General features: G+C 62.6%; 20 protein-coding genes. 14 read left to right on the forward strand and 6 right to left on the reverse strand.

Annotated elements, in window-relative coordinates; all coding sequences use genetic code 11:
- Positions 1–160: 160 nt before the first annotated feature.
- On the reverse strand, positions 161–1069 hold the full coding sequence (locus tag F758_RS0128590) for a LysR family transcriptional regulator (RefSeq protein ID WP_024511103.1): 909 nt from the start codon (positions 1067–1069) through the stop codon (positions 161–163).
- 165 nt (positions 1070–1234) lie between these two features.
- Here F758_RS0128590 and attM point away from each other — a divergent pair, with 165 nt between their 5' ends.
- The 4 genes from attM to F758_RS0128610 all read left to right on the forward strand — a co-directional run bounded on the left by attM (position 1235) and on the right by F758_RS0128610 (position 4928).
- On the forward strand, positions 1235–2026 hold the full coding sequence (gene attM, locus F758_RS0128595; RefSeq protein ID WP_024511104.1) for an AttM family quorum-quenching N-acyl homoserine lactonase: 792 nt from the start codon (positions 1235–1237) through the stop codon (positions 2024–2026).
- Between the two features lie 291 nt (positions 2027–2317).
- Positions 2318–3373 (forward strand): glycosyltransferase family 4 protein, encoded by a 1056-nt coding sequence (locus F758_RS0128600; RefSeq protein WP_024511105.1) that lies wholly within the window; start codon positions 2318–2320, stop codon positions 3371–3373.
- Positions 3374–3423: 50 nt separating this feature from the next.
- Positions 3424–4113: a class I SAM-dependent methyltransferase gene (locus F758_RS0128605; RefSeq protein WP_024511106.1), complete on the forward strand. Its 690-nt coding sequence runs from the start codon at positions 3424–3426 to the stop codon at positions 4111–4113.
- Between the two features lie 182 nt (positions 4114–4295).
- Positions 4296–4928 carry a hypothetical protein gene (locus tag F758_RS0128610; RefSeq protein WP_024511107.1) on the forward strand — a complete coding sequence of 211 codons (633 nt, stop codon included), beginning with the start codon at positions 4296–4298 and terminating at the stop codon, positions 4926–4928.
- Between the two features lie 210 nt (positions 4929–5138).
- Here the strand turns inward: F758_RS0128610 and F758_RS0128615 are convergent, their stop codons facing one another.
- Entirely contained in the window at positions 5139–6809 is a 1671-nt protein-coding gene (locus tag F758_RS0128615; RefSeq protein ID WP_024511108.1) for an aminotransferase class III-fold pyridoxal phosphate-dependent enzyme, read from the reverse strand.
- A gap of 34 nt (positions 6810–6843) precedes the next feature.
- Here F758_RS0128615 and asd point away from each other — a divergent pair, with 34 nt between their 5' ends.
- The 3 genes from asd to F758_RS44690 all read left to right on the forward strand — a co-directional run bounded on the left by asd (position 6844) and on the right by F758_RS44690 (position 11605).
- Entirely contained in the window at positions 6844–7707 is an 864-nt protein-coding gene (asd, locus tag F758_RS0128620) for an archaetidylserine decarboxylase (RefSeq protein ID WP_024511109.1), read from the forward strand.
- A 254-nt stretch (positions 7708–7961) separates the two neighbouring features.
- Positions 7962–10187, forward strand: a complete 2226-nt coding sequence (locus F758_RS0128625; RefSeq protein WP_024511110.1) for a GumC family protein — start codon at positions 7962–7964, stop codon at positions 10185–10187.
- A gap of 110 nt (positions 10188–10297) precedes the next feature.
- Entirely contained in the window at positions 10298–11605 is a 1308-nt protein-coding gene (locus F758_RS44690) for an Nramp family divalent metal transporter (protein ID WP_051387063.1), read from the forward strand.
- Positions 11606–11658: 53 nt separating this feature from the next.
- Here the strand turns inward: F758_RS44690 and F758_RS0128640 are convergent, their stop codons facing one another.
- Together F758_RS0128640 and F758_RS0128645 are read right to left on the reverse strand one after the other, a co-directional pair.
- Positions 11659–12132 carry a DUF2269 family protein gene (locus F758_RS0128640; RefSeq protein ID WP_024511113.1) on the reverse strand — a complete coding sequence of 158 codons (474 nt, stop codon included), beginning with the start codon at positions 12130–12132 and terminating at the stop codon, positions 11659–11661.
- Positions 12129–13412 (reverse strand): SDR family oxidoreductase, encoded by a 1284-nt coding sequence (locus tag F758_RS0128645; RefSeq protein WP_024511114.1) that lies wholly within the window; start codon positions 13410–13412, stop codon positions 12129–12131. The genes F758_RS0128640 and F758_RS0128645 overlap by 4 nt, the downstream gene beginning before the upstream one ends.
- Before the next feature lie 410 nt (positions 13413–13822).
- Here F758_RS0128645 and F758_RS0128655 point away from each other — a divergent pair, with 410 nt between their 5' ends.
- The 5 genes from F758_RS0128655 (at position 13823) to F758_RS0128680 (ending at position 19564) form a co-directional block, all read left to right on the forward strand.
- Positions 13823–14641 (forward strand): phytanoyl-CoA dioxygenase family protein, encoded by an 819-nt coding sequence (locus F758_RS0128655; RefSeq protein ID WP_024511116.1) that lies wholly within the window; start codon positions 13823–13825, stop codon positions 14639–14641.
- Between the two features lie 179 nt (positions 14642–14820).
- Complete coding sequence (locus tag F758_RS48195) at positions 14821–15561, forward strand: NUDIX hydrolase (RefSeq protein ID WP_024511117.1); 741 nt, start codon at positions 14821–14823, stop codon at positions 15559–15561.
- 252 nt (positions 15562–15813) lie between these two features.
- Entirely contained in the window at positions 15814–16341 is a 528-nt protein-coding gene (locus F758_RS0128670) for a (2Fe-2S)-binding protein (protein WP_024511118.1), read from the forward strand.
- On the forward strand, positions 16338–17354 hold the full coding sequence (locus F758_RS0128675; protein ID WP_024511119.1) for an FAD binding domain-containing protein: 1017 nt from the start codon (positions 16338–16340) through the stop codon (positions 17352–17354). Before F758_RS0128670 ends, F758_RS0128675 begins: the two co-directional genes overlap by 4 nt.
- A 5-nt stretch (positions 17355–17359) precedes the next feature.
- Positions 17360–19564 carry a xanthine dehydrogenase family protein molybdopterin-binding subunit gene (locus F758_RS0128680; RefSeq protein WP_024511120.1) on the forward strand — a complete coding sequence of 735 codons (2205 nt, stop codon included), beginning with the start codon at positions 17360–17362 and terminating at the stop codon, positions 19562–19564.
- Between the two features lie 28 nt (positions 19565–19592).
- Here the strand turns inward: F758_RS0128680 and F758_RS0128685 are convergent, their stop codons facing one another.
- The gene (locus F758_RS0128685; RefSeq protein ID WP_024511121.1) at positions 19593–20780 is read right to left on the reverse strand and encodes a FecR domain-containing protein; all 1188 of its coding nucleotides are present in this window, start codon (positions 20778–20780) and stop codon (positions 19593–19595) included.
- Between the two features lie 461 nt (positions 20781–21241).
- On the opposite strand from F758_RS0128685, the gene F758_RS0128695 reads away from it, so the two are divergent.
- A complete protein-coding gene (locus F758_RS0128695; protein WP_024511122.1) occupies positions 21242–22567 on the forward strand; it encodes an extensin-like domain-containing protein in 1326 nt (441 codons plus the stop codon).
- Between the two features lie 275 nt (positions 22568–22842).
- Here the strand turns inward: F758_RS0128695 and F758_RS52830 are convergent, their stop codons facing one another.
- Positions 22843–22974 (reverse strand): hypothetical protein, encoded by a 132-nt coding sequence (locus F758_RS52830; protein ID WP_283805881.1) that lies wholly within the window; start codon positions 22972–22974, stop codon positions 22843–22845.
- Between the two features lie 64 nt (positions 22975–23038).
- Between F758_RS52830 and F758_RS0128700 the strand changes: the two genes are divergently transcribed.
- On the forward strand, positions 23039–24079 hold the full coding sequence (locus F758_RS0128700) for an alpha/beta fold hydrolase (RefSeq protein ID WP_024511123.1): 1041 nt from the start codon (positions 23039–23041) through the stop codon (positions 24077–24079).
- Positions 24080–24366 lie beyond the last annotated feature (287 nt).

The raw sequence follows: 24366 nt of genomic DNA on the forward strand, positions 1-24366 counted from the left end.
TTACAGGGCTGGGTGAGCCCGCGCCAGACCGGCGCCGGGGCCGATTTACCCAAACGAAAGCGGCCTGGGCGAGGCGGAGCCGCTTTATCCACCTGTATGGAACTTAATGTGCACGCGAAACGGCTTCAGTTCACCTGCCGCGCGCATCGCCGGAAACAGGTCAGCGCAGAATCCCCGGTAAATGCTCTTCGAGCAGCGAGAGGACCGCGCGTATCCTTGGCGCAATGGGCCTTGCCGCCGGGTAGAGAGCGTGCAGATCGAAACCCGGGACGGCAAACTCGGGCAGGACCTCCGTGAGCCGTCCGCTGGCGAGATCCTCGGTGCAGACAGGCTCCTGTAGAACGCCGATGCCGGCTCCGCCGAGCAGGAGTGCATGTACGGGGCGCCAATGGCTCATGTTGAGTGCGATCTGGATCGGAGCCGGTTCGGTCTGCTGGCCGTTCGAGACCAACGGGAGCTGACCGTTGTTGAACAGGCCGGTCACGCGGACGAAGGGATGATCGATCAGTTCGGCCGGTTTCGCCGGTCTTCCGTGTCGGAGGAGATAGTCCGGCGCTGCCACCAGCACACGGCGCACGTGGCCAAGGCGGCGCGCGACGAAGCTGCCTTCGCCGCAATCCCCAAGCCGCAACGAGATATCGACGCCTTCGGTCACCGGATCGACAACCCGATCATTGAGCACGAGATCGATCTTCAGATGCGGATGACGGTCCCGCAGGCGGAGCAGGAGCGGCGGCAAGACCACCTCACCCACGCCATGCGGCGCGGCCATACGGATTCTGCCTCGCATGGATTTGTGTTGGCTCGCGGCATCTTGGGCGACGGCGGCCACCGCATCGTCGGCCACCTCCAGCGCATGTTTACTGCGCTCATAGAAGGCGACTCCCGCGTCGGTGAGCGAAATCTTGCGCGTATTCCGTCGCAGCAGGCGTGTGCCCAGATGACTCTCCAGCCGCTCGATGCGCTCGCTCACCGCCGGCTGGCCCATGCCGAGGTCGCGGGCCGCTGCGGACATGCTGCCCCGCTCCACGACCCTGACATAAACGCGCATCGCTACCAACAAGTCCATGCACGCAACATATCGGCTCAGCCAATAAATGTAATCTGACGATCCGGTCTACCGGCTGCGCGGCGGATCGCCGTAACAGGCGTCGGGCACGGCCAGTTCGCTGCCCGCTTCCGCGACAGCGCGGAGATATCGGCGGCTTTGCCCGCCTCAACGGCGAGAAGGTGCATGAACGACATCCGGCTTTACATGCTTCAATCCGGTACCCAGAAATGCAAGGTGCACGACATCAAGATGAACCAGGGCATTGGGATCGACTACGAGATACCGGTCCCGTGGTTCCTCATCGTTCACCCGAAGGGCAATGTGATTATCGACGGCGGGCTCGCGGCTGAAGGCTTGGCCGATCCGCGCGGCTATTGGGGCGATGCGGTCGATATCTTCCAACCGGTGATGAGCAAAACGCAAGGCTGCGTCGCCCAGTTGGCAGCCCTTGGCCTCGCGGCCGAGGACATTCGCTTCGTGGCGCTGTCGCATCTGCATTCGGATCACACCGGTGCGATCGGCCGCTTCCCCAACGCCACGCACATCGTGCAGCGGCGCGAATACGAGTACGCCTTCACGCCTGACTGGTTTGCGTCCGGCGCCTATGCCCGCAAGGATTTCGATCGGCCGGGACTGAAGTGGCAGTTCTTGGAGGGCGAGGCGACTGAGGGCTATGATCTCTACGGCGACGGTACGCTGCGGATCGTGTTTACTCCCGGCCATTCGGTCGGACATCAGTCCTTTCTGGTCACGTTACGCAACAGGGGGCCAATCTTGCTCGCCGTCGATGCCGCCTACACTTCGGATCACTGGAATGAAAAGGCGCTGCCCGGCCTCATGGCCTCCGCAGTGGACACGGTGCGGTCCGTTCGCAAGCTGCGCGCCCTGGCCGAACGGACCGGCGCGACCGTGGTGACAGGTCACGACCCGGATGCCTGGCCCGGCTTCAAACTCGCTCCGGCGTATTATGATTGAGTTTTGGACTGTCTGGACGACGTTAGCGCGCCGCGCCGATTTTTCGCTTGTGGCGCCGGTTTCGGCGCTCGCTTGCCCAAAGGCTTAACGGCGAAAAGTTTCGGGGCGTTCGTGCCTGCCCGCTAAAGCGGCTTCGCGCTTAAGGAATCGTTTCGTGACGGTTTCGCGACAAGGACGGCGCGGGGAGTCGTAAAAAGATTCTTCAACATTTGCATGACGTCACACGTTTGAAATATCCATAGACCAACACTCGGGAAGCGAGAATCATTCCAACTCTCGAGGCTTTCCCTGATGCGGATTTTAATTGCGACCGATGCCTGGCATCCGCAGGTCAATGGCGTGGTCCGCACCCTGACGTCGCTGTCACGCGCCGCCGCGAAGCTTGGGGCCGACATCGAATTCCTGACGCCCGACGGCTTCCCGTCGATGGCCGTTCCGACCTATCAGAGCTTGCGGATCGCTTTGCCGAACCGGGGCGAGATCGCGAGGCGGATCGAGGCGGCCGCACCGGAGGCGATCCATATCGCGACCGAAGGGCCGATCGGCTGGTCGGTGCGCGGCTACTGTCGTCGCAACGGGCTTGCCTTCACCACCTCCTATACCACGCGTTTCCCGGAATATATTTCGGTCCGGACCGGCATTCCCGCGAGCGTCGGTTACGCGGTGCTGCGCTACTTCCACAATGCCGGCGCGATGACCATGGTCGCGACGCCGTCGCTGAAGCAGGAGCTGTCAGAGCGCGGTTTCAAGAGGCTCGGCTTCTGGACGCGCGGCGTCGATACCGAGCTGTTCAATCCGAACGAGCCCGCCAAGCTGGACTTGCCGCGGCCGATCTTCATGACGGTCGGCCGTGTCGCCGTGGAAAAGAATCTCGAGGCGTTTCTGTCGCTGGATCTGCCTGGCTCGAAAGTCGTGGTCGGCGACGGCCCGCAAAAGGCCGAGCTGGAGCGCCGCTTTCCCGACGCGCGCTTCCTGGGCGAAAAGACCGGCAAGGATCTCACCGCGCATATGGCGGCGGCCGACGTGTTCGTGTTTCCGAGCCTCACCGACACCTTTGGGGTGGTGCAACTGGAATCGCTTGCCTGCGGCACGCCGGTAGCGGCCTTTCCGGTGACCGGTCCGAAGGACGTGATATCGGATCATCCGATCGGTGCGCTGGACAACGATCTGCGCGGTGCGTGCCTGCGCGCGCTTTCGATGTCGCGCGAAGCCTGCCGCGCTTTCGCGCTTGAGCGATCCTGGGAAAACAGTGCCAGACAGTTCATCGGTAATTTGAGCGCGTTGCAGCCTAGCCGCGTGCTGCGGCCGAGCCGGGTCGCGGCCAGCCGCAGCCCCGTCCGCGGCTGATTGGAACATTCACCTTCAGAGCACCATTACAAGGGTAAGCGAGACGAACGATGGCAGAAACCATGAAGCTTGACGGCACCAGGCAACTGGACTTCGACCGCGAGATGGTCGAGCAGGCCTATGACCGCTGGGCTCCCATTTATGACCTCGTGTTCGGCGGTGTCTTCAGCAAGGGGCGCGATGCGGCGATCGAGGCCACCAACAAGATCGGCGGTCGCGTGCTTGAGGTCGGCGTGGGCACCGGCATCTCGCTGCCGCTGTACGCGCCGCATGTCCGCATTTTCGGCACCGACATCTCGGAAGAGATGCTCAAGAAGGCGAAGAAGCGCGTCACCGAGCAGCGTCTGAAGAATGTCGAGGGGCTTGCGGTGATGGATGCCGAGAAGCTCGAATTCGCCGACAATTCGTTCGACGTTGTGATGGCGCAATATGTCGTCACCGCGGTGCCGAACCCGGAAGCCGCGCTTGACGAATTCGCGCGCGTGCTGCGCCCGGGCGGGGAGCTGATCATTCTGACCCGCGTCAGCGCCGATGCCGGCATGCGCCGTTTCATCGAGCAGCGCCTCCAGCCGGTGGTGCGCCGGCTCGGCTTCCGCACCGCCGAGTTCGCATGGTCGCGCTACACCAAATGGCTGGCGGGTGCCAAGGGCATGGAATTGGTGGAGCGCCGGCTGATTCCGCCGCTCGGCCACTTCTCGCTGGTTCGCTTCCGCAAGCTGGACGTCGCCGCTGCCGCCTGAGCAGCGGGTCCCCAAGCAAAAAAGCCCAAGCCGCGATGGCCGGTCTCGGCCTGACGCCATCGCCTTGCAGCAATCCCTGTCACTGCGTCAGTTGCGTGATGTCATATGTCATCATGATGATGTCACACGCGCTACATCGAATCCCTGTACAACCACTTGCGACTCACTCTTAGGGGCAAGAAATGATCAAGAACTTCCTGGAGCAGCTTCGCATCCAGCGCTGGGATGACCATCGTTATTATCATCACAGCCGGATCAACCAGAGCCTGCACTTCGTCAGCGCCGTCAGCTTCATGATCGGCTACGTGATGCTGTATTTCGATCCGCTGATGTCGGCGCTGATCGGCTGGCTGGTCTCGATGACCTCGCGCCAGGCGGGCCATTTCTTCTTCGAGCCGCGCGGCTACGATCACATCAACCAGGCGACCCACGAGCACAAGGAAGAGATCAAGGTCGGCTACAATCTCCGCCGCAAGGTGGTGCTGATGGCGATCTGGGCGGCTTCACCGGTCGTGCTGTATTTCGATCCGACCCTGCTCGGCCTTTTCACCCCCTGGGCAACGCCCGCCGATTTCGTCCGCCAGGTCGCGAAAATCTGGCTGGTGGTGGGTATCGGCGGCCTGTTGTTCCGCACCGTGCATTTGTTCTTCATCCGTGACGTTGAAACGGGCCTGGTCTGGATGACCAAGATCATCACCGATCCCTTCAACGACTTCGTGCTGTATCACAAGGCGCCGCTCGCGTTGTTGCGCGGCGAGCTGATCGACCCGGGTCTCGATATCATCGAGCATGGCCTGGAAGAGAAGCCGGCCTGAGATTTTGGTTCGAAGCCTCTCACTCGCGCGTCATGGCCGGGCTTGTCCCGGCCATCCACGTTTTGCATCCGTCATGCCAGCCTATTGCCCCCGTCATGCCGGGGCGCGCGGCGCACGAACCCGAAAATCTCCAGATTCCGGGTTCGATGCCACGCATCGCCCCGGAATGACGGGGCAAGGGGATCTACTGGGAGAGGTAAGCGGCCGAGCTCACCGCCCGAACCGGCTGCCGATCATTTCCCGCAGGATCTGCCGGCGGATGCGCTTATTGGTGAGCGCGGCATCATGCCACCACCAGCCGTCCTGCTGCATCTTGGAGGCGGCGGTGACAAAACGCTGCATCACCTCGGCGAAATCGGCCTCGGTGTAATTCAGGCTGAAGATGAAGCGCCCGGTGCCGACCCAGCTCAGCGCCAGGCCTTCGGCACGGAGATAATATTGCAGCATCCAGTTGTAGCGGGACGGTTCGGTGTAGGTGACGGTCCAGATCGAAGAGAGATTGGCGACACGCACCGGCAGATTCTGGGCCGCGAACGCCTCGTTGAGCTGTCGTGCGCGGCCGTTCCAGATCTCGTCAAGCCCGTTATACACCGCACGGAAATTCTCGCTCGCAAGGCGGCTCAGGAACTCGTCCATCGCCGTCATCACGTAAGGATGCGCGTTGAAGGTGCCGCGGGCGAGGCAGACGTCGGCCGGGCGGTCGTCGCGAAAGCGCCGCATCAGTTCTCTTTTGCCGCAGACCACGCCGATCGGCAGTCCGCCGGCAAGACTCTTCCCATAGGTGACCATGTCGGCGCGCACGCCGAAATATTCCTGGGCGCCGCCGGGGGCGAGCCGAAAACCGACGAAGACCTCGTCAAAGATGAGGACGATGTTGCGCTCGGTGCAGACCTCGCGCAGCTTCTTCAACCATTCGCCATAGGCGGCGCGGTCGACACCGCTCTTGCGGGAGCTGTCGACGAGAGAGCCGTCGCTCGGTGCATTGGCGTTCGGATGCAGCGCCTGCAGCGGGTTGACCAGAACGCACGCGATGTCGCGACGCGTCTTCAGCACATGCAGCGTCCGCTCCGACATGTCGGCGAGCGTGTAGGTCTCATGCGGCGAAACCGGATTACCGACGCCCGGCTGCACATCGCCCCACCAGCCATGATAGGCGCCGGCGAAGCGGACCAGATGCGTGCGGCGGGTGTGATAGCGGGCGAGCCGCACCGCCTGCATCACCGCTTCGGTGCCGGACATGTGGAAGGAGACTTCGTCCAGCCCCGAGATCTCGCAGAGCCGCCGCACATTCTCGGCGACGACTGGATGATACAAGCCGAGCACGGGCCCAAGCGCGTGCGCGCGCTTCTCGCCGTTCTCGATGCATTCCTTGTAAAAATCGTAGCCGAAGATGTTGACGCCGTAGGAGCCGGCGAGGTCGTAGAAGACGTTGCCGTCGAGATCAGTCAGCGTCACGCCGGAAGAGGCCTGCATGAACGTGCCGGCGGAAAGATGCTCCCGCACCAGGCGGCTGTACTGGAACGGCACGCGATAGGCCTGCGTGAACTGCAGGTCGGAAATCCGCCCTGCCGCCTCCGCCGTCATCTGCCGCGATTGCGCAAAGCGCTGCTTGTAAAGTTCGGCGAGCCGGAAGAAGCCGTCCTGGCGTTTGGTGGCCACCTCTGGCGGCGCTCCGTCGGAGCGGAAAAAGTCGTTGATATCGAACTCGTAGTGCGGGATCAGGCGCGCCACCAGTTTCGACATCTTCGAATGTCCGGTAAGCGAGCGGTGCTTGGCGCGCGACAGCGCGATCCGCGCCTTGACCTTGGGGGCGACGGCGGCAGTGGCGGTCAAGGCGACCGCACCGGCCGCGAACGAGAGAATCGGAAGCTGCGTATCCATAAGTTAAGCGCTAACCAGTCCTGCTGACAGATTCATGACAGTCAAAAGCCTCATCTCCGCGATAACCCAGCAGGAAGACCTCAATTTCCTGCTCACCAACCGGATCCCGCGCGCAGCAGTGACCCGTTTCATGGGCTGGTTCTCCAAGATCGAGAACCCCCTGGTGCGGGATCTCTCCATCGGCCTATGGCGCCTGTTCTCCGACCTCGACCTGTCCGAAGCCAAAAAGACCCACTTCAAGAGCCTGCATGATTGCTTCACCCGCGAGCTGAAGCCGGGCCTGCGTCCCTACGATCCCGATCCGAACATCGTGGCGAGCCCGTCGGACGCGATCATCGGCGCCTTCGGGACGATCCGGGAGGGCGAGCTGTTCCAGATCAAGGGCGCGCCATATTCGCTCGCCGATCTCCTCGGCGATCCCGCGCTGGTGGAGGCGCACCGCAACGGGCGGTTCGTCACTTTGCGGCTGACGTCGAGCATGTATCACCGCTTCCACGCGCCGCATGACTGCCATATTGACGAGGTCAGGCTGATCCATGGCGATACCTGGAACGTCAATCCGATTGCGCTCAAGCGCGTCGAAAGATTGTTCTGCAAGAACGAGCGCGCGGTGATCCGCACGCATCTGAAAAGCGGTGACGCGTTGACCCTGGTGCCGGTCGCCGCCATCCTGGTCGCGAGCATCCGCCTGCACTTCCTCGATCTCGTGCTCAACGGCCGGACGCGCGGGCCGCTGAACTACCCTTGCGATGTCGATGTGAAGAAGGGTGACGAGCTCGGCTGGTTCGAGCACGGCTCGACCATCATCGTGTTGGCGCCCGCGCATTTCGAATTCTGCGACAACGTTACAGAATGGGGCCGCATCCGCGCCGGGGAACCGCTGCTACGAATCTCCTAAAGCGGGGGCCCCTCGATCGAACGCAAAACAGGTGGGCCCGGCGTCTTGTTTGGGCGCGGCGCGGAACTTCCTGGTCTTCGCGCTAGTTCCTTGCGCAAGCTAAGGGCAAGAGTGGTTCACTGACGGCTGCAGCAGGCGCCGCCGGTATCTAGGTGACATCGCGCCTTCAAAATCAGGCCGTGCGGCCTCTCCGTACGCCCGGCTCGTGAAAACGTGCTATCGTCGTCGTACCAACTCGAACGGAAAGGCAGTGGATGGACATTGCCGGTGAGTTTGGGCCTTTTGCAGCAGCAGATGGCGCCGCCGATCTCGAAACACAGTTTCTAGTTTACCTCCGCGATTTCCTTCGCCGCGAGTGGCGCCTTCTCGCTCTGATCACCGCTTTGTCGTTTGGTGGTGGGGTTGCGTACGTTGCCACGACGCCGCCCAAATACACCGCGACCGCGGATATGATCATCGATACCGAGAAGATCACCTGGACTCACAGCGAGATGTCGTCGGAGACCCGCTCCATCGATGATGCCGCAGTGGAAACGGAACTCGAGACGACCAGGTCCGAAAGAGTTCGAAGGTCCGTCGTTCATCAGCTCAAGCTGAATGAAGACCCGGAGTTCGTCGGACCCTGGCAGGGCATTCGGGCCCGCATCATTGCCTTCCTCACGCGAGAACCCGGGCCGGACCCATCAACCGACGAACCGATGCGACGCGCGCTCTCCACGATCAAGGACAATCTGCGCGTGACCCGAGTAGGGCAAAGCTATGTGGAGCGGATCGCGTACACGTCTCTCGACCCGGAAAAAGCGGCGAAGATAGCGAACACGTTTGCAGAGTCTTACATTGAAGACCAGCTTCAGGCGAAGTTCGACCAGATCCGTCGCGCAAGCGAATGGCTTGACGAGCGGATGCGCGCGCTCCGCCAACAGGCGAGCGACGCCTATAAGGCGGTTCAGGATTTTAAAACCGAAAAGAACATCATCATTGGCAAGGATGGCAAGCTGGCGAGCGACATCGAGCTTGATCAGCTTGGTGTGTCGCTGGCCAAGGCGCGTGCCGACACCAGTCAGGCCCGCGCCAAGCTCGAGCGCATCCAGCGCGTCCTCGCGCAGCGCTCCAACAATATGGGCGATTTCAGCATCCCCGACCCCGTTGTTACGGATGCCTTGAGCAGCCCCGTCGTCACCAAGCTGCGGCAGCAATTCCTGGACGATCAGGCCAAGCAGGCGGAATGGACCGCCAAATATGGCGTCAATCACATTGCGGTCAGGAATCTTCGCGCCGAAATGGCAGCCCTGCAAAGTTCGATTTGGGATGAGATTTCCCGGATTGCGGAAAGCTACAAGAGCGAGCTCCAGATTACCAAAAGCCAGGAAGAAGCCATCGATAAACGGATGATGGAGGTGTTCCAGGAGTCCGGCTCGACAAGGCAGGCGCAAGTTCATTTGCGCGAACTGGAGAGCGGTGCCGAGACCTATCGCGGGATCTACGAGACGTTCTTGTCGAGGTTCACTCAAGCCCTACAGCAGCAATCGTTCCCCTCGACCGAGGCCCGCCTGGTAACCGAGGCGCCTGTTCCGCGCGAGCCAAGTTCGCCCAAGATCGCCATGGCTCTCGCGTTTGCGACACTCTGCGGATTGGGATTTGGCGTGATGTCCGCGATCGCTCGCGAGCAATTGATGAACCGCCGAATTCACACGCGCGATCAACTCGAAAAGCTTGTCGGCTCTGCCTGCCTCGCGGTTTTGCCGGCAATGTCCAAGCCGTTGGGCAGATTTCGGGGAAGCGAATCCTTGCCCTTCGTCCAAATCACCGAAGCCTCATGTTTCTCCGCGACCGCGGAAGCGCTGCGATACATGAAGGTTGCGATCGACCTTCATCCAACGGGCGCCAAGATCATCGGCATCACGTCGGCGCTTCCGGGGGAGGGCAAGACAACTGTCACGGCTGCGTTTGCAGCTTTCCTTGCGGGGACCGGTGCGCGGACTCTTCTGATCGACGCTGACCTGCGCAGTCCCTCCGCATCTCGAATGCTTGGCTATGCCGACAGGCCGGGACTGATTGACATGGTCGAGAATGGCTTGGAACTCGAAAATCTCGTCATCACAGATCCGAACTTCAAGTTTGATGTCTTGCCATCTCCCATCGCGGCGAGACCTTTCAGCAGCTCGGACGCGCTGAACTCGTCGGCGATCAAGGACATGCTGAAAGCGGTACGCAAAGAGTATGACTACGTCCTTTGCGATCTGCCCGCAGTCCTGCCGATCGTTGATGTCAAGGCAACAGCCCATCTTTTCGACGCGTTCATCTTGATCGTCGAATGGGGCGGCACGTCGACGAAGGAGATCCGCAACGCCATACGCTCATCCCCCCTTCTTTCCGAACGTCTGCTGGGGACCGTTCTCAACAAGGCAGACGAGAAATTCCTGCGACGTTTCGAGGGCTATTCGGATCGGCGCGACGCCTACTATCGCGAGTCACCCTGAGTGACCGCAGGCGCGCCATGACGAAGCGGGTATGCCGCGGTGCGGGAACGAATCCAGTCGCGCGAGCTTGATGCTCTGATGGACCGGTTAGACTCGGGCGTCCGTAATCGATGTCGGGAAGAGCGGAGACTGAGAGTCGGGCAACGAGCCAATCCGGGGGAACGCGGAACCGAAGAGAACTGGCGCGGACGCTCGGACTCGGCGTCGTCACCGGCGCTGCCGACGATGATTGCTCTGCAATCGGGACTTATGCAAGTGCAGGCGCGCAATTCGGACTGGGCTTGCTTTGGACGGCACCTGTCACCTTTCCGATGATGTTCGCCGTGGTCTATCTGTCCTCCAAATTGGGGCAGGTGACCGGCAAGGGCTTGTTTCAGGTCGTAAAGGAGCGCTATCCAAAATGGGTTCTGTGGCCGATGCTTATTGGTGTCCTTGCCGGAAACACCATTGAAGCAGGTGCAGACATCGCCGGCATGGCCGCGTGCCTGAACATCTTCTTTCCAGTCCCGCCTTTTCTGATCGTCATCGCGGTGGCCGCGACCATTCTGCTGCTTCAGGTATTCGGATCCTATACCTTCATTCGCAATATCTTTCGTTGGCTCGCGCTCTCGCTGTTCGCCTATGTCGGCTCTGCGTTCCTGGCAAAGCCGGATCTTTGGGAAGTGCTGCGGGGAACGTTTGTTCCCCACATCGAGCCATCAAAGGACTTTCTTTCGATCCTCGTCGCGGTGATCGGCACGACCCTGTCTGCCTATCTGTATACGTGGCAGTCCAATGTCGAAGTCGAGGAAAAGATAGAAGAAGGAAAGACCAGGCTATCCGATCGGCAGGGCGCCACCAAAAGCGAGCTCAGGCGATCACAACGCGACATCGTCGTCGGAATGGCGTTCTCGAACATCATCATGTACTTCATCATTCTGTCGACCGGGGCTACGCTGCACAAGGCCGGTCAAACCAACATAGAGGATGCAGCGCAGGCGGCGGAAGCGCTGCGACCCTTGGCCGGGAGCGCGGCGGCGTTCCTGTTCGCCATCGGCGTGATCGCTGTCGGATTCCTCGCCGTGCCGGTCATGACGACGGGCGCGGCGTACGATCTTGCCCAGGTCTTGGGCTGGAAGAGCAGCTTGCACGCGCAGCCAAAGGAGGCGAAGGCGTTTTATGCCCTGATCGCGGGCTTTACATTGTTTGCTGTCCTGCTCAATAGCCTCGGCTTCAATCCAATGAAAGCCTTGGTGTATGCCGGAATTGTGCAGGGCTTTTCGACCCCGCCGCTCCTCTTGTTCATCGTCCTCATGACGAACAACCGGGACCTCATGGGCGATAAGGTCAACAGCTTCTGGCTCAACGGTCTAAGCTGGCTCACGGTGGCTGCCATTTTTTCGGCAAGTATCGGATTGCCCGTGAGCTGGTTGTTGTAGCACCGCTGTTGAGCCATTGCGTCGGCACCGCTGCGAGAAGTGGTAGAAGCCTTTCACCCAATCGACGGCCGGGAAATCATAAGCCAGAAAATGATCATGACCGCGCCAAATGCCGGAAAGCCAAAGGCGAACCAAATCCGGAACAGGATATAGTACCGGACCGGCAGCGGTTTTCCCTCGCTTGCCGATGCGGCAGCAAGATTGCGCATTTGAATCTGGATCCAGACGACGGGCAGCCAGAAGACGCCGGTGAAAAGATACAAGGCCACCGAGAGCACGATCCAGCCGTCGGTCAGGGAATAGCCCGCCTGAGAAGCAAGCGCTATTCCGGTCAGCGGCTGCAACACAACCGCCGTCGCCGTGAACAGGGCATCCGCGAGCACAACGATACGTGCCACGGCCGCAATGACCGCAGGCTCGCCAGTCAAATGAGCCCGGAGCATGAAGAACGCGATGCCTGCGCCCGTGCCGAGCAGCACCGAGGCTCCGATCAGGTGGAGATACTTCAAGAGAAAATAGAGCGTCATCTTTCGTCCAGAATCGCGAGCGCGACCAGATGCAGGACGAGAATCGGGATGATCTTGAAGAGAGGACCCAGCGGCTCTGTCCATAGATCCGGGCGCAGCACAGTCGCGGCAACGGCGTAGAACGATGACAGCGGAAGCGCCGCGTAAAGGCCATAGCGGGTCAGGGGACGCCACGCTATTCCGACGCCGATCGCCATATCCGCGAGCGCGCCGGCGATGACGGCGGCTCCCGACAAGGCGCCGGCGCCCGTGCTGCGCATCAATTGAACTCCGCTCGCATATCCTGACGTCAGCGAGATCAGTCCTGTGCCGATCCAGAATGCCACCAGCACCGGAAATATCACGGCCTTGAGCAGATACAGTCGAGCAAACCATTTGTCTTGAATGGCCGCCGGCTCGGCCGCTAGCGCCTCTTGAAGAGACTGAGGTCGAATGCCGGTAACGGACATCCACGGCGCGGGGTCCCCGATGGCTCCTCGTGCGATTTCCAGCGCGGCGTTGGTTCGCATCGGAGGACGCCAGCCGAGCGCGCCGACCAGATCGCCGAGACGGTAGAGAACGTGGGACAGCGGCCTCGGAACGATGATCTTATGAGCAGCGCCCCAGCCATACCAGTTTCGATACTGCGCGACGACATCTCCCATCTGCAGTCGGTCGGGACCGGCAAGTTCCAGTTCGAGGCGCGAAGGGGCATCCGCCTTCAGGAAGAAGGAGATCGTCGCCAGGACATCCGAGAGCTGCACCACCTGAAGCGGCTGTGTGTCAGGCATCAGCGGCACAACCGGCAGGCTGGCAAGGGAGCGGATCAGAGCGCTGGCGCCGAACGCGGATCGGCCGAGCACCACCGAAGGCCTCAGGATCACCCACTCCAGATCTCGCGTCATCAATTGTCGGTCGCCCGCGTATTTGGTCGAGGAGAACGTCGAGGGACGCTCTCTGTCGACCCCGATTGCGGATAGATGGATAACCCGGCGGATACCGCTTTGCTCGCACGCAGCGAACAATGTGGCCACTCCCGTCGAATGAACGCCTTCCGCGCATTCTTGAGGGCTGTCCTGCAGAACGCCGGCGCAGTTGACGACCGCGTCGATGCCGGCGAGATAAGGCAACCAGTCAGCGGGCTCGCGCATGGACGCGATATCGACTATGGCCCAGCCCTTGAGCCTCAAGGATCGGGAGCGGTGGCGGGCAAGGCCAATGATGTCGTGCCCCTCCTGCATAAGGCGATACGCAAGCGCGGATCCGATCAGTCCGGTCGCGCCTGTAAGGAGAATCTTCATCGCGATCGCATCATGCGGCTATGCGAGTTCAATCACAGCCGCTTACATTGGTTCCTGTCGTTGCCTGCGGCGGCGCGCCGGCTGGTGCAAGGCACAGTCGGCCGTTATCTTGCACCGCGATGCCGCACCGAAATGGCCTCAAGGGCGCAGCTTGTGGAAACCTTCTTGCGGCCGGAACACAGCCCTGTTGCCGGCGAGCCTGCGCGTCACCTCGCTGTCGGAGGGCTGCACATGGATTTCTGCTGTTCGTGCGGCAGCCGCTTCAACGAATTCGGTGTCATCCCCCGCGAAGGCGGTGATCCATAGTCCCAGGCTCTAGTTGTAGCGCGAGATATGGGTTACCGATCTTCGCCAAACTCCGGCTTGGAGTTATGGGTCATAGGTGCATGGCCAAGCGATGCGAGGATTTCATGTCTATCCATGAACACGAGCCGGCAAGCGTATTAGGCGATGCGCAGATACAGCAATTCATTCGAGATGGCTTCATCCGAATCGATCAAGCCTTTCCCCGCAAACTCGCGGAGGAAGGCCGCGCGATCATGTGGAGGGATCTCCCTTGTGATCCTGGCAACCCGGCGACCTGGAGCAAACCTGTCATTCGACTTCCCGGATACGGCCAAGAACCATTCAGGAAGGCGGTCAATACGCCAACTCTCCATGCCGCGTTCGATCAGTTGGTCGGGAAAGGACGTTGGCGTCCGCGTGACGGTCTTGGCACCTTCCCGATACGCTTTCCGCATACCGATGATCCCGGCGACGCAGGATGGCACATCGACGTCAGCTTTCCTGGACCGACAGGAAGCTGGGACGAGAACAAGGACTTCTCGGATTGGCGTGTAAACGTAACCTCGCGCGGTCGCGCGCTCCTTATGCTGTTTCTTTTTTCCGATGTTGGAGAGGACGACGCGCCCACGCGCATCAAGATCGGGTCGCATCGGGACGTCGCAAGATATCTCCAGCCCGCCGGCGAGGCGGGGCTGTCGCATGGTGAACTGGATAAATTCTGCGCGACACTGCATAGACCGCTGGCGCTGGCAACGGGGCGCGCGGGTGATGTCTATCTCTGTCATCCATTTCTGGTTCATGCGGCGCAAATGCATCGAGGCAAAGAGCCGCGCTTTCTTGCCCAGCCGCCGCTGCATCCCAGCGAGCCATTCCGGCTGGATCGCGAGGACGGTTCCTATTCGCCGGTTGAGATGGCGATCCGGCACGCACTGCAGGAGAGCTGAGGCAAGCGAGGCGAACACCCTTTGATCTGCCCTGACATCCCGCGATCTTCGCTTTCGCGACCGGATGCAAGATTTAACCAATCAATTACATGCCGTTCGCAATCTCGATTTTGTCGTCGCCAGGCCCTATATCATCACGGTCGATTCTTTCATCTCTGGCTGATCCTTGAGGAAACGGGATGGCGCGGGCGCCTGTTCTGGCGGCGGGAGGCATTGTGCTGCGGCGGGCAACCCCGCCGCAGATTGCGGTGGTGCGCCTGCGCAAGCGCAACGAATGGGTGTTGCCGAAAGGCAAGCTCGACAATGGCGAGACGCCGCGCGACGCCGCCGAGCGCGAAGTCAATGAAGAGACCGGGCACGATGTCACCGTGCACGAATTTCTCGGCACGCTGGTTTACGAGTCGGGCGGGCGCTCCAAGGTCGTGCATTATTGGCGGATGGAAGCCAATGGCGGGCCGGCCTATGAACTGATGAGCGACATCCGCGAGGTCGAGTGGCTGCCGCTGGATGCGGCGGTGGAGCGGCTGTCCCGCGCCTATGAGCGCGCGTTTCTCGCCAATGTCGGACCGCTGGCGCTGGAAGCGGCGGCCTCGAACGTCATGCGCGCCAGGGCGAAGCCGTCCGCGCAAAGGAAACGGCGCAGCCGGCCGGCCTCGCCGGCGGAGCCGCCGCTCGCCGCGCCCGCTCTGTCCCGCCCGCCGATCGACGTGCCCGCAGCGGCGCCGGAGCGTGCTGTTGATGGGGCGAGCGGAATCCCCTCTGGCGAGGTCGCGGCGGTCGAAAAGCCCGAGCCTGTGGCGGCCGGGTTCGTTCCAGCTGAGGCGTCGGAACCGAGCGATGGCTTCGCAGGCTCGGCCGTCGAACCGCGCCGCAGGACTCTTGCCGCGTTGCTGCGCGATTGGCTGCAGCGCGCGGTGTAAGTCTCGACGCTCAGCCGCAGCGCCGCCCAGCCTTGGAACACGGCCCACTTGAAGGCCCACTTCGCGGTGCTCGCCCGCAACGGTGGCATCCCGATGCCGCCGGCGCGCTTGTCCCGAATGCACGCCGATTCCGTAAACGCACGCTGACCGGCCCGTGATCGAACCATCGTCATCGCAACGAATTGTTCTCACTGCTACTTCACGTGCAGCCGTACAGGCGTGGACTGCTGCTTTGCTTTCCGGAGGGATTGCATGAACCGACCACCCGTAGCCCAAGCGGGCCCTCGACATACCTCGACGCCCGCCACGTTTCCGGTGACACTCACGATCAATGGCGAGAAGCGCACCATGGACGTCGCGCCCTGGACGACGTTGCTTGACCTGCTTCGCGACCGGTTCGATCTGACCGGCACCAAGAAGGGCTGCGACCACGGTCAATGCGGCGCCTGCACGGTTCTGCTCGACGGGCGGCGAGTGACTGCGTGCCTCACGCTCGCCGTCATGAAGGACGGCTCCGATGTCGTCACAATCGAGGGGCTCGCAAGTGGCGATGCGCTGCATCCCCTGCAGCAGGCCTTCATCGATCATGACGCATTTCAGTGCGGCTACTGCACGCCGGGGCAGATCTGTTCGGCGGCCGGGTTGATCGCGGAAGGGAAGGCAAAGACCGCCGACGAGATCCGCGAGCTGATGAGCGGCAACATCTGCCGCTGCGGCGCATACCCCAACATCGTTGCCGCCATTCGGCAGGCAATGGGCGCGATGGGAGGCAAGCCGTGAACAATTTCGAATATTCGCGGGCGACCGATGTCGCCGATGCCGTCAGGCAGATTGCAGCCGATCCGGCGGCCAAATTCATTGCCGGCGGGACCAACCTCATCGATCTCATGAAGTATGACGTCGAACGTCCGGCACGGCTGATCGACATCACGCGCCTGCCGCTCAAAAGCGTAGAGGAGACCAGGGACGGTGGCGTGCGCATCGGCGCGCTGGTGCCGAACAGCGATCTCGCCTATCATCCCCTGATCGAGCAGCGCTATCCGCTGCTGTCCAGCGCGATCCTCGCCGGTGCTTCGGCGCAGCTTCGCAACATGGCATCCACCGGCGGCAATCTCCTGCAGCGAACGCGCTGCTTCTATTTCTACGACGTCGCAACTCCCTGCAACAAGCGCGAGCCCGGCTCCGGCTGCGCGGCGATCAACGGCATCAACCGCATCAACGCCATTCTCGGCACCAGCGAGGCCTGCATCGCGACGCATCCGTCCGATATGTGCGTCGCGCTGGCGGCCCTGGAGGCCAAGGTGCACGTAATGGGCCCCTCTGGCGAGCGCAGCATCGCGTTCGAGGATTTCCATCGACTGCCCGGCGACACCCCGCATCTCGACAACAATCTCGGGCCGAACGAGGTGGTGACGGCGATCGAACTGCCCGCCGAGGGGTATGCCGCGAATTACAGTTACTTGAAGATTCGCGACCGGCTGTCTTATGCCTTTGCGCTGGTATCGGTCGCGGCCGCCCTCAAGCTCGACGGCGGCCGCATCAAGGAGGCGCGCCTTGCGCTTGGCGGTGTCGCGCACAAGCCCTGGCGCAATCGCGACGCCGAAGCCGCGCTGCGCGGCGAGGCTCCCGGCAGGGCCGCGTTCGAGAAAGCCGCCGCCGCGCTTCTCGCGGGCGCCAAGGGCTATTCGCATAACAGCTTCAAGATCGGTCTTGCGCGGCGCGCGATCATCCGCACGCTGACTCAGGCGGCGAACGCGACGCCGCAAATCCAGTCCGTCAAGAAGATCCGGTGAACGTCATGGCACCAAGCATCGGCACATCCACCTCTCGCGTCGACGGCCGCGCCAAGGTTACGGGACTGGCCAAATATGCCGGCGAGTTCGCCGCGCCCGATCTCGCCTATGGAGCGGTGGTCACCTCTACCATCACCAAGGGCCGTATCGCGCGCATCGATGCGAGCAGCGCGCTTGCGATTCGAGGTGTGCTCGACGTGCTCACCCACACGAACCGGCCGAAGATGGCGGCGGGCGACGACGATTACCGCGACGACGTCGCGCCCGAAGGCGGCTCGCCGTTCCGCCCGCTCTACGACGACAGGGTTAAATTCAACGGCCAGCCGATCGCGCTGGTCCTCGCAGAGGATTGGGAGACCGCGGTCTTTGCGGCAACGCTCGTGCAAGTCGATTACGAAGAGGACGGTTTCGCGACCGATCTGCATGCGCGCCTGGAGCAGGCACACACCGTCGACAAACCGCAGAAGCCGCGTGGCGATGCCGCGAAGGCGTTTGCCGGTGCAGCGGTGCGGCACGACGCCGAATATTTCATCCCGGCCGAATATCACAACCCGATGGAGCTGTTCGCCGCGACCGTCGTCTGGAACGGCGGCGGCAAGCTCACCATTTATGACAAGACGCAAGGCGTGCAGAACGTGCAGCGCTATGTCTGTGGCGTGTTCGGGCTCAAGCCGGACGATGTGCGTGTGATGTCGCCCTTCGTCGGCGGCGCATTCGGCATCGGTTTGCGTCCGCAATATGAGGTCGTGCTGGCAACGCTCGGCGCACTCAAGCTCAAGCGCTCGGTGCGCGTCGTGCTCAGCCGCGCCCAGATGTACGGGCTCAGCTATCGCCCCGCGACCATCGAGCGGGTTTCGCTTGGCGCGAATGCCGGCGGCGCGCTCGATGCGGTCGCCTATGAAGCCGTCGCGATGACTTCGCAGCACGAGGAGTTCTCGCGCAACGACGCCGGCTGGGCGGAGCAGCTCTACGCCTCGCCCAACGCGCGCTATGCCCACAAGCTCGTGCCGCTCGACGTGATGACCCCCTGCGACATGCGCGCGCCGGGCGCCGCCACCGGGGTTTATGCATTGGAATGCGCGATGGACGAACTCGCCGTCGCGTTGAAGCTCGATCCGCTGCAGTTGCGGCTGCGCTGCTACTCGGATCGCGACCAGGAGAGCGGCCTGCCTTACAGCAGCAAGCAGCTCAAGGAATGCTATCGCCAGGGCGCCGAGGCCTTCGGATGGGACCGGCGCAGTCCGTCGCCGCGTTCGATGCGGGACGGAAGCGAACTGGTGGGCTGGGGAATGGCGAGCGGCGTCTGGGAAGCGTTGCAGATGCCGTTCTCGGCGCGGATCATACTGACGGCCAACGGTCACGCCGAGATTTCCACCGCCGCCACCGACATCGGCACCGGCACCTATACCATCGTGGCGCAGGTCGCCGCCGACATGCTCGGCCTGCCGCTCGATAGCGTGACCGTGAAGCTCGGGGATTCCACCCTGCCGACCGCGCAGGTCGAGGGCGGGTCATGGACCGCGGCGTCGGTCGCGCACGCGATCGTCAATGCCGCGGACGATGTCCGCAAGGAGCTGCTATCGATCGCGCAAACCATGCCGGGCTCGCCGCTGAGCGGTCTTGCGCCCGACGACGTCGTGCTGGCCGATGGCGCGCTCGCCAGCAAGAGCGACGGAGGTCGTGCCGTTGCGGTCGCGGACGTCATGCGGCACGGCAAGATGGAGCGGCTCGAGAAGGAGCGATCCTCCGACTTCAAGGAGGACGACAAGCATGCGCGCAATACCCACTCGGCGATCTTCGCCGAGGTCAAGGTGGATGAAGAACTTGGCGTGATCCGTGTGACGCGGGTGGTCAGCGCGGTTGCGGCCGGACGAATCATCAACACCAAGACCGCGGCGAGCCAGATCATGGGCGGCGTGGTGTGGGGAATCGGCATGGCGCTGCATGAGGAGGCGCTGACCGACCACGCCTTCGGCCGGGTGATGAACGCCAATATCGCGGAGTACCACGTTCCGGTGAACGCCGACGTCCACGATATCAAGGTGATTTTCGTCGACGAGCCGGACAGCGTCATCAACCCGATGGGCATCAAGGGTGTCGGCGAAATCGGTATCGTCGGCGTCGCGGCGGCGATCGCCAACGCCGTCTATCATGCCACGGGTCAGCGCGTTCGCGACCTTCCCATTACGCTGGACAAGCTCGCGCGGTAAGGCTCGCGCGCGAGCGCGGAGAGCATTTCTAATGCTTCTTCTCGCGCTTGGGCGCTGGTGGCCGCGGTTTTTGCAGGCCCGGTCGGTTCGGCCCGGGAGCTCTCTGGACGCCGGGCGGGCCGGGTGGCAGGCCACCTTGGCGAACGGCCGGCTGCGCCGGCGACGGGCGCTCACCCTGCCGCTGCGGAATCGCGGGTTGTGGGCCCGGCTTGGTGTTGGACTTCTCGTCCGGTCGCGGCGTCTGCTTCGGCGCCTGCGGGGTTCGCTGCTGCTGACCGCCGCGGTTCGGCGCGCCCTGCTGCGGCTGTCCGGGACGGTTTTGTCCCGGCGCCTGATTTTGCCGTTTCGGGCCGGGCGGCCGGTTGCCGCGGCTCGGCGCGTTCGGCCCGGGTGGACTGGCGCGGCGCAGCGCGCGTTGCTCGGTGACGATCTGGCGGCCGACGTTCTGCGCGGTGTGCACCTGGCGCACAAAGCCCTGGTCGCGCGCAACCTGTTGCGGCGAGATGGTCAGTGGCACTGCGGTCGGCCGTGCGCCGCCGACACCGGAGCGGATAGTGAAGCCGCTCGCGCCTTGCGTCAGCGCCCCGAGCCGCATCCCTGAGCGATCGTTGACCTCGATGCGGCCGACATGGCCGTCCGCGTCAGGATAAAGCTTGATGTTCACATTGTTGGCGCCGCCGCCTTCCGGCACTTCCACGAGGCCCGTCGTTCCGCGAATGCCGAGCGTCGAGGTCGGCGTGGTGATCTTCATGTCGCCGGTTTTCGCCACTGCGGCGGCGACGAAGGCGACCGTGCCCTTGCCGATATCGAAAATGCCGGCGTTGCTCTTGCCGCCATCCTCGTAGACGTAATTGTCGATGGTGATCTTCGCGTTCGCCGACAGATTGAAGGTCGTCGCGTCATTGAAGGTGATGCCGAGCGAGGAACTTGACGAGGTCTGCACGGTGTCGTTGAGAAAGATGTCGTCGCGCAAATGCAGCGGCAGCGAGTTCTTGTTGCGGATCACGGTGACGGTCCCGGTCAGCGTGACGACATTGCCGATCGGCTCCTCGGCGGTGGCGGCGGATGCGGGCGTGCTTGAGGAGGAGGCCGGCGTACTTGGCGCCGGCTGGGCCTGCGCCAGCCGGACGAGATCGGGCGCCGCATCGGGTGTGATCGATGCGGTTTCGTCTGATGGAGCCGGCATCGCCGCGACCTTTGCCGAGGCGCCGAGCATCAGCGGGCCGACAAGCGCGAGCGTCAGCCAAAGCCTCTGTGATGTCACAACCAACCTGCCCAAAGAGTCGACCGGACCGAGTAGGGCGGCTGCCGGCTGAACCGCCGCTGAATGTGGCGTTCAGTTCGGTCAACTCACATCAAAAACCCGGCGGCTGAAACAACCGCCGGGCTCTCAAACCCCGCTGCGTTGGCGTTCAGAAGACGCCGAGCACGATCGCGGCGACGAAGGCAAGCGCGACATACACGGCGACCACACTCAATCTGTTGACCATGGTCATGGCAGTCCCCTCGGATGAATTCGCTGCCCACATCACGCCACACATCTTAATGAGCGCACCATAACGGGAAAAGTCAGCATAGCTGTCCGTCGCGCATCGTGCAGCGCAGGCAACGTGGTTAAAGGTCCGTGAAAACAACGTGTTGATGAGTCCTTAAGTAAATTCGCGCAAACGTTTGCGGATGACGCGCGGAGTTCGTTTGTATCTCGTCGGCTCCATCGTCCTCGTTTCGCTGGCAGGTTGCGGCCGCGGGTTTTTCCAGGCCGAAAGAGAACCCTGGCGGGCCGAGGCCGAAGTCGCCTGCCTGAAATCCGGCGCGGTGAAAGAAGGGCCGGACGTCGTCCGCATCGACCCGATCTCCGGTCCCGGCGTCTGCGGCGCCGACTATCCCCTGAGGGTATCGGCGCTCGGCGAGGACGCACCGCCCGCTTACAGCTTTGCCGACGAGGATTTGCGGCCGCCGGCGCCGATCGGCAACCAGCCGCGCTGGCCGATCGCGCGACAGCCGCCGGCTTCACCGCCTGCGCCATTACCTCAGGCGTCCTATCCGCAATCCTATCCTTCGCCTTCGTCCTATCCGCCCGCGCAAGGCGCGTCGCAATCGTCTTATCCGCAAAGCTCTTATCCGCAGACTTCGACCTATCCGGACCAGACCAATCGTCAGCCCGCCTATGGCGCGGCACCGAACGGTCCGATCTCGTTGTCGGCGCCCGGCGTTCCACCTGATCAGGACCAGATCAATCTGCCGCCGGACGGCGCGCCGCCAGCGAATGCACCGATGGTACGCGCGCCCTACAGCCAGCAGGGCTATCCGACACAAGCCTATCCGCCGCGCGCCGGCGCTGGCACGCCTTATCCGCAAGCCGACGGGCAATTGCCGCGGCTCGGCCCCGGCTCCGGCAATTCCGTCGCCGCAGTCGGACCGGTCGCGGTGAAGCCGCCGGCGACACTGGCCTGTCCGATCGTCTCGGTGCTCGACCGCTGGCTCGACGAATCCGTGCAGCCTGCCGCTCAGCGCTGGTTCGGCGCGCGCGTGGTCGAGATCAAGCAGATCTCCGCCTATTCCTGCCGCGGCATGAACGGCAATCCGAACGCGCATATTTCCGAACACGCCTTTGGCAACGCACTCGACATCGCCGCCTTCACGCTGGCCGATGGACGGCGCATCACCGTCAAGGATGGTTGGCGCGGTCTTCCCGAAGAGCAGGGCTTTTTGCGCGACATCCAGGGGGCGGCGTGCCAGCAGTTCACCACCGTGCTCGCGCCGGGCTCCAACGTCTACCACTACGATCATATCCATGTCGATTTGATGCGCCGCGCCTCCAGGCGCCTGATCTGCGAGCCGGCTGCCGTCTCGGGCGAGGAAGTCGCCGCCCGCGCCATGCGTCGCAATCCTTACGCCGCGCGCGATCCTTACGTGACGGGTTCGCTCGGCGGCCATAAGGAAGCCGCACGCCGCAACAAGCGCGAGAAGGTCAACGAGGACGACGACTACGAGGACGAGTAGTCGTTGAACGGTGCTGTAGCCCGGGTGAGCGCAGCGATACCCGGGAAGCGACGCGTCAATAGCCTTCTCGCATATCGCTTCCGCTCATGCGCGCTACCGGCTCTCACACCCAACCGGCTGAACTGAAGTTGCCGGTGTAGACGTTCTCCCGATGCGACATGCGATCGCTCATGCCTGCTTTTTCGCGCACTGGTCGGATTCCTCGGGCGCAACAGCGGCGGCACATGTGCCGCCATAATCTCACGTCTTCGAGAGCAGCTTGCACAAGCGGCGGCTTAGCGCAACGAAGCCGTTGAAATGATGGAGAAAATATTAAGCCCCTCGGCTGTGCCGATGTGGGGTGAACCAGCACAGGTTGCGGCCGGAAGAATCAGCGCCATCTGAAGAAAGAAAAAGAAGAAGTCCACGGTATCTCCACCTCACCGGTTGCGCATCGGGCAACGCACCTCCAACCCGAACCAGGAGACCGCCATGTCAGAGCGCCTCGACCACGGCCGCCGCCGCTTCCTTGGCCTTGCCGCCGGAACCCTTGCTTCGGCCCAACTCGCTCTTGTTGCTTCCGCACGGGCGGAAGCCGCCCGGACGAATCCACCGCCTGCGACAAAGGCGGGTGGGTACACCTCGTTTGAACAGTTGAAGCAGATTGACGCCGGACTGCTCAATGTCGGCTACGCCGAAGCAGGCCCGGCCAACGGTCCCGTGGTGATCCTGCTGCATGGCTGGCCCTACGATATCTACAGCTATGTCGACGTGGCGCCGGCGTTGGCGTCGGCCGGCTATCGCGTGATCATTCCGTATTTGCGCGGCTACGGCACCACGCGCTTTCGCTCGGATGCGACCTTCCGCAGCGGTCAACCGGCGGCCGTGGCTGTCGACATCGTGGCACTGATGGATGCGCTCGACATCGCCGAGGCGACGCTCGCCGGTTACGATTGGGGTGCGCGCACCGCCAACATCATTGCAGCGCTTTGGCCCGAGCGCTGCAAAGGCATGGTCTCCGTCAGCGGCTATCTGATCGGGAGCCAGGAGGCGGGCAAGCAGCCGCTGCCGCCCCAGGCCGAGCTGCAATGGTGGTATCAGTTCTATTTCGCCACCGAGCGCGGCCGGGCCGGCTATGAAAAATACCGGCGCGATTTCGCGAAGCTGATCTGGCGGACGGCTTCGCCGAAATGGAATTTTGATGACGCCACCTTCGAGCGCAGCGCCGTTGCCTTCGACAATCCCGATCACGTCGACATCGTGGTTCACAATTATCGCTGGCGCCTTGGTCTCGCCGAGGGCGACTATCTCGAGCTGGAGAAGAAGCTCGCGACGTTTCCCGTCGTCTCCGTGCCCACCATCACCCTGGAGGGCGACGCCAACGGCGCGCCGCACCCCGAGCCGAGCGCCTATGCGAAGAAATTTGTCGGCAAGTACGAGCACCGCCCGATCGCCGGCGGCATCGGCCACAACCTCCCGCAGGAAGCGCCACAAGCCTTTGCGCAGGCTGTCATTGATGTCAGCCGGGGGTGAGCTCACTGGGAGGCGTAGGGCGTAATAGTGTATTGCGGCGAGGCGTGGCGGATTACGTCGTCACTAGCCTTACTGCGTCACAAGCGGCTTTATCGCCGCCTCCTGAAGGATGTGGGCGGGACGGGGCCTCATGGTTCGAGACGGCGCTTACGCGCCTCCTCACCATGAGGATCTGATGGCGCAGTAAGACTGATCCGCCTTAGAGCATGATCCGGAAAAGTGGAAACCGGTTTTCCGAAAAGATCATGCTCAAACAAAGAGATGAGATCATGATCCGATTCCGTCTA

Origin of the sequence: Bradyrhizobium sp. ARR65, assembly GCF_000472385.1 — a bacterium.
Classification (GTDB): Bacteria; Pseudomonadota; Alphaproteobacteria; order Rhizobiales; family Xanthobacteraceae; genus Bradyrhizobium.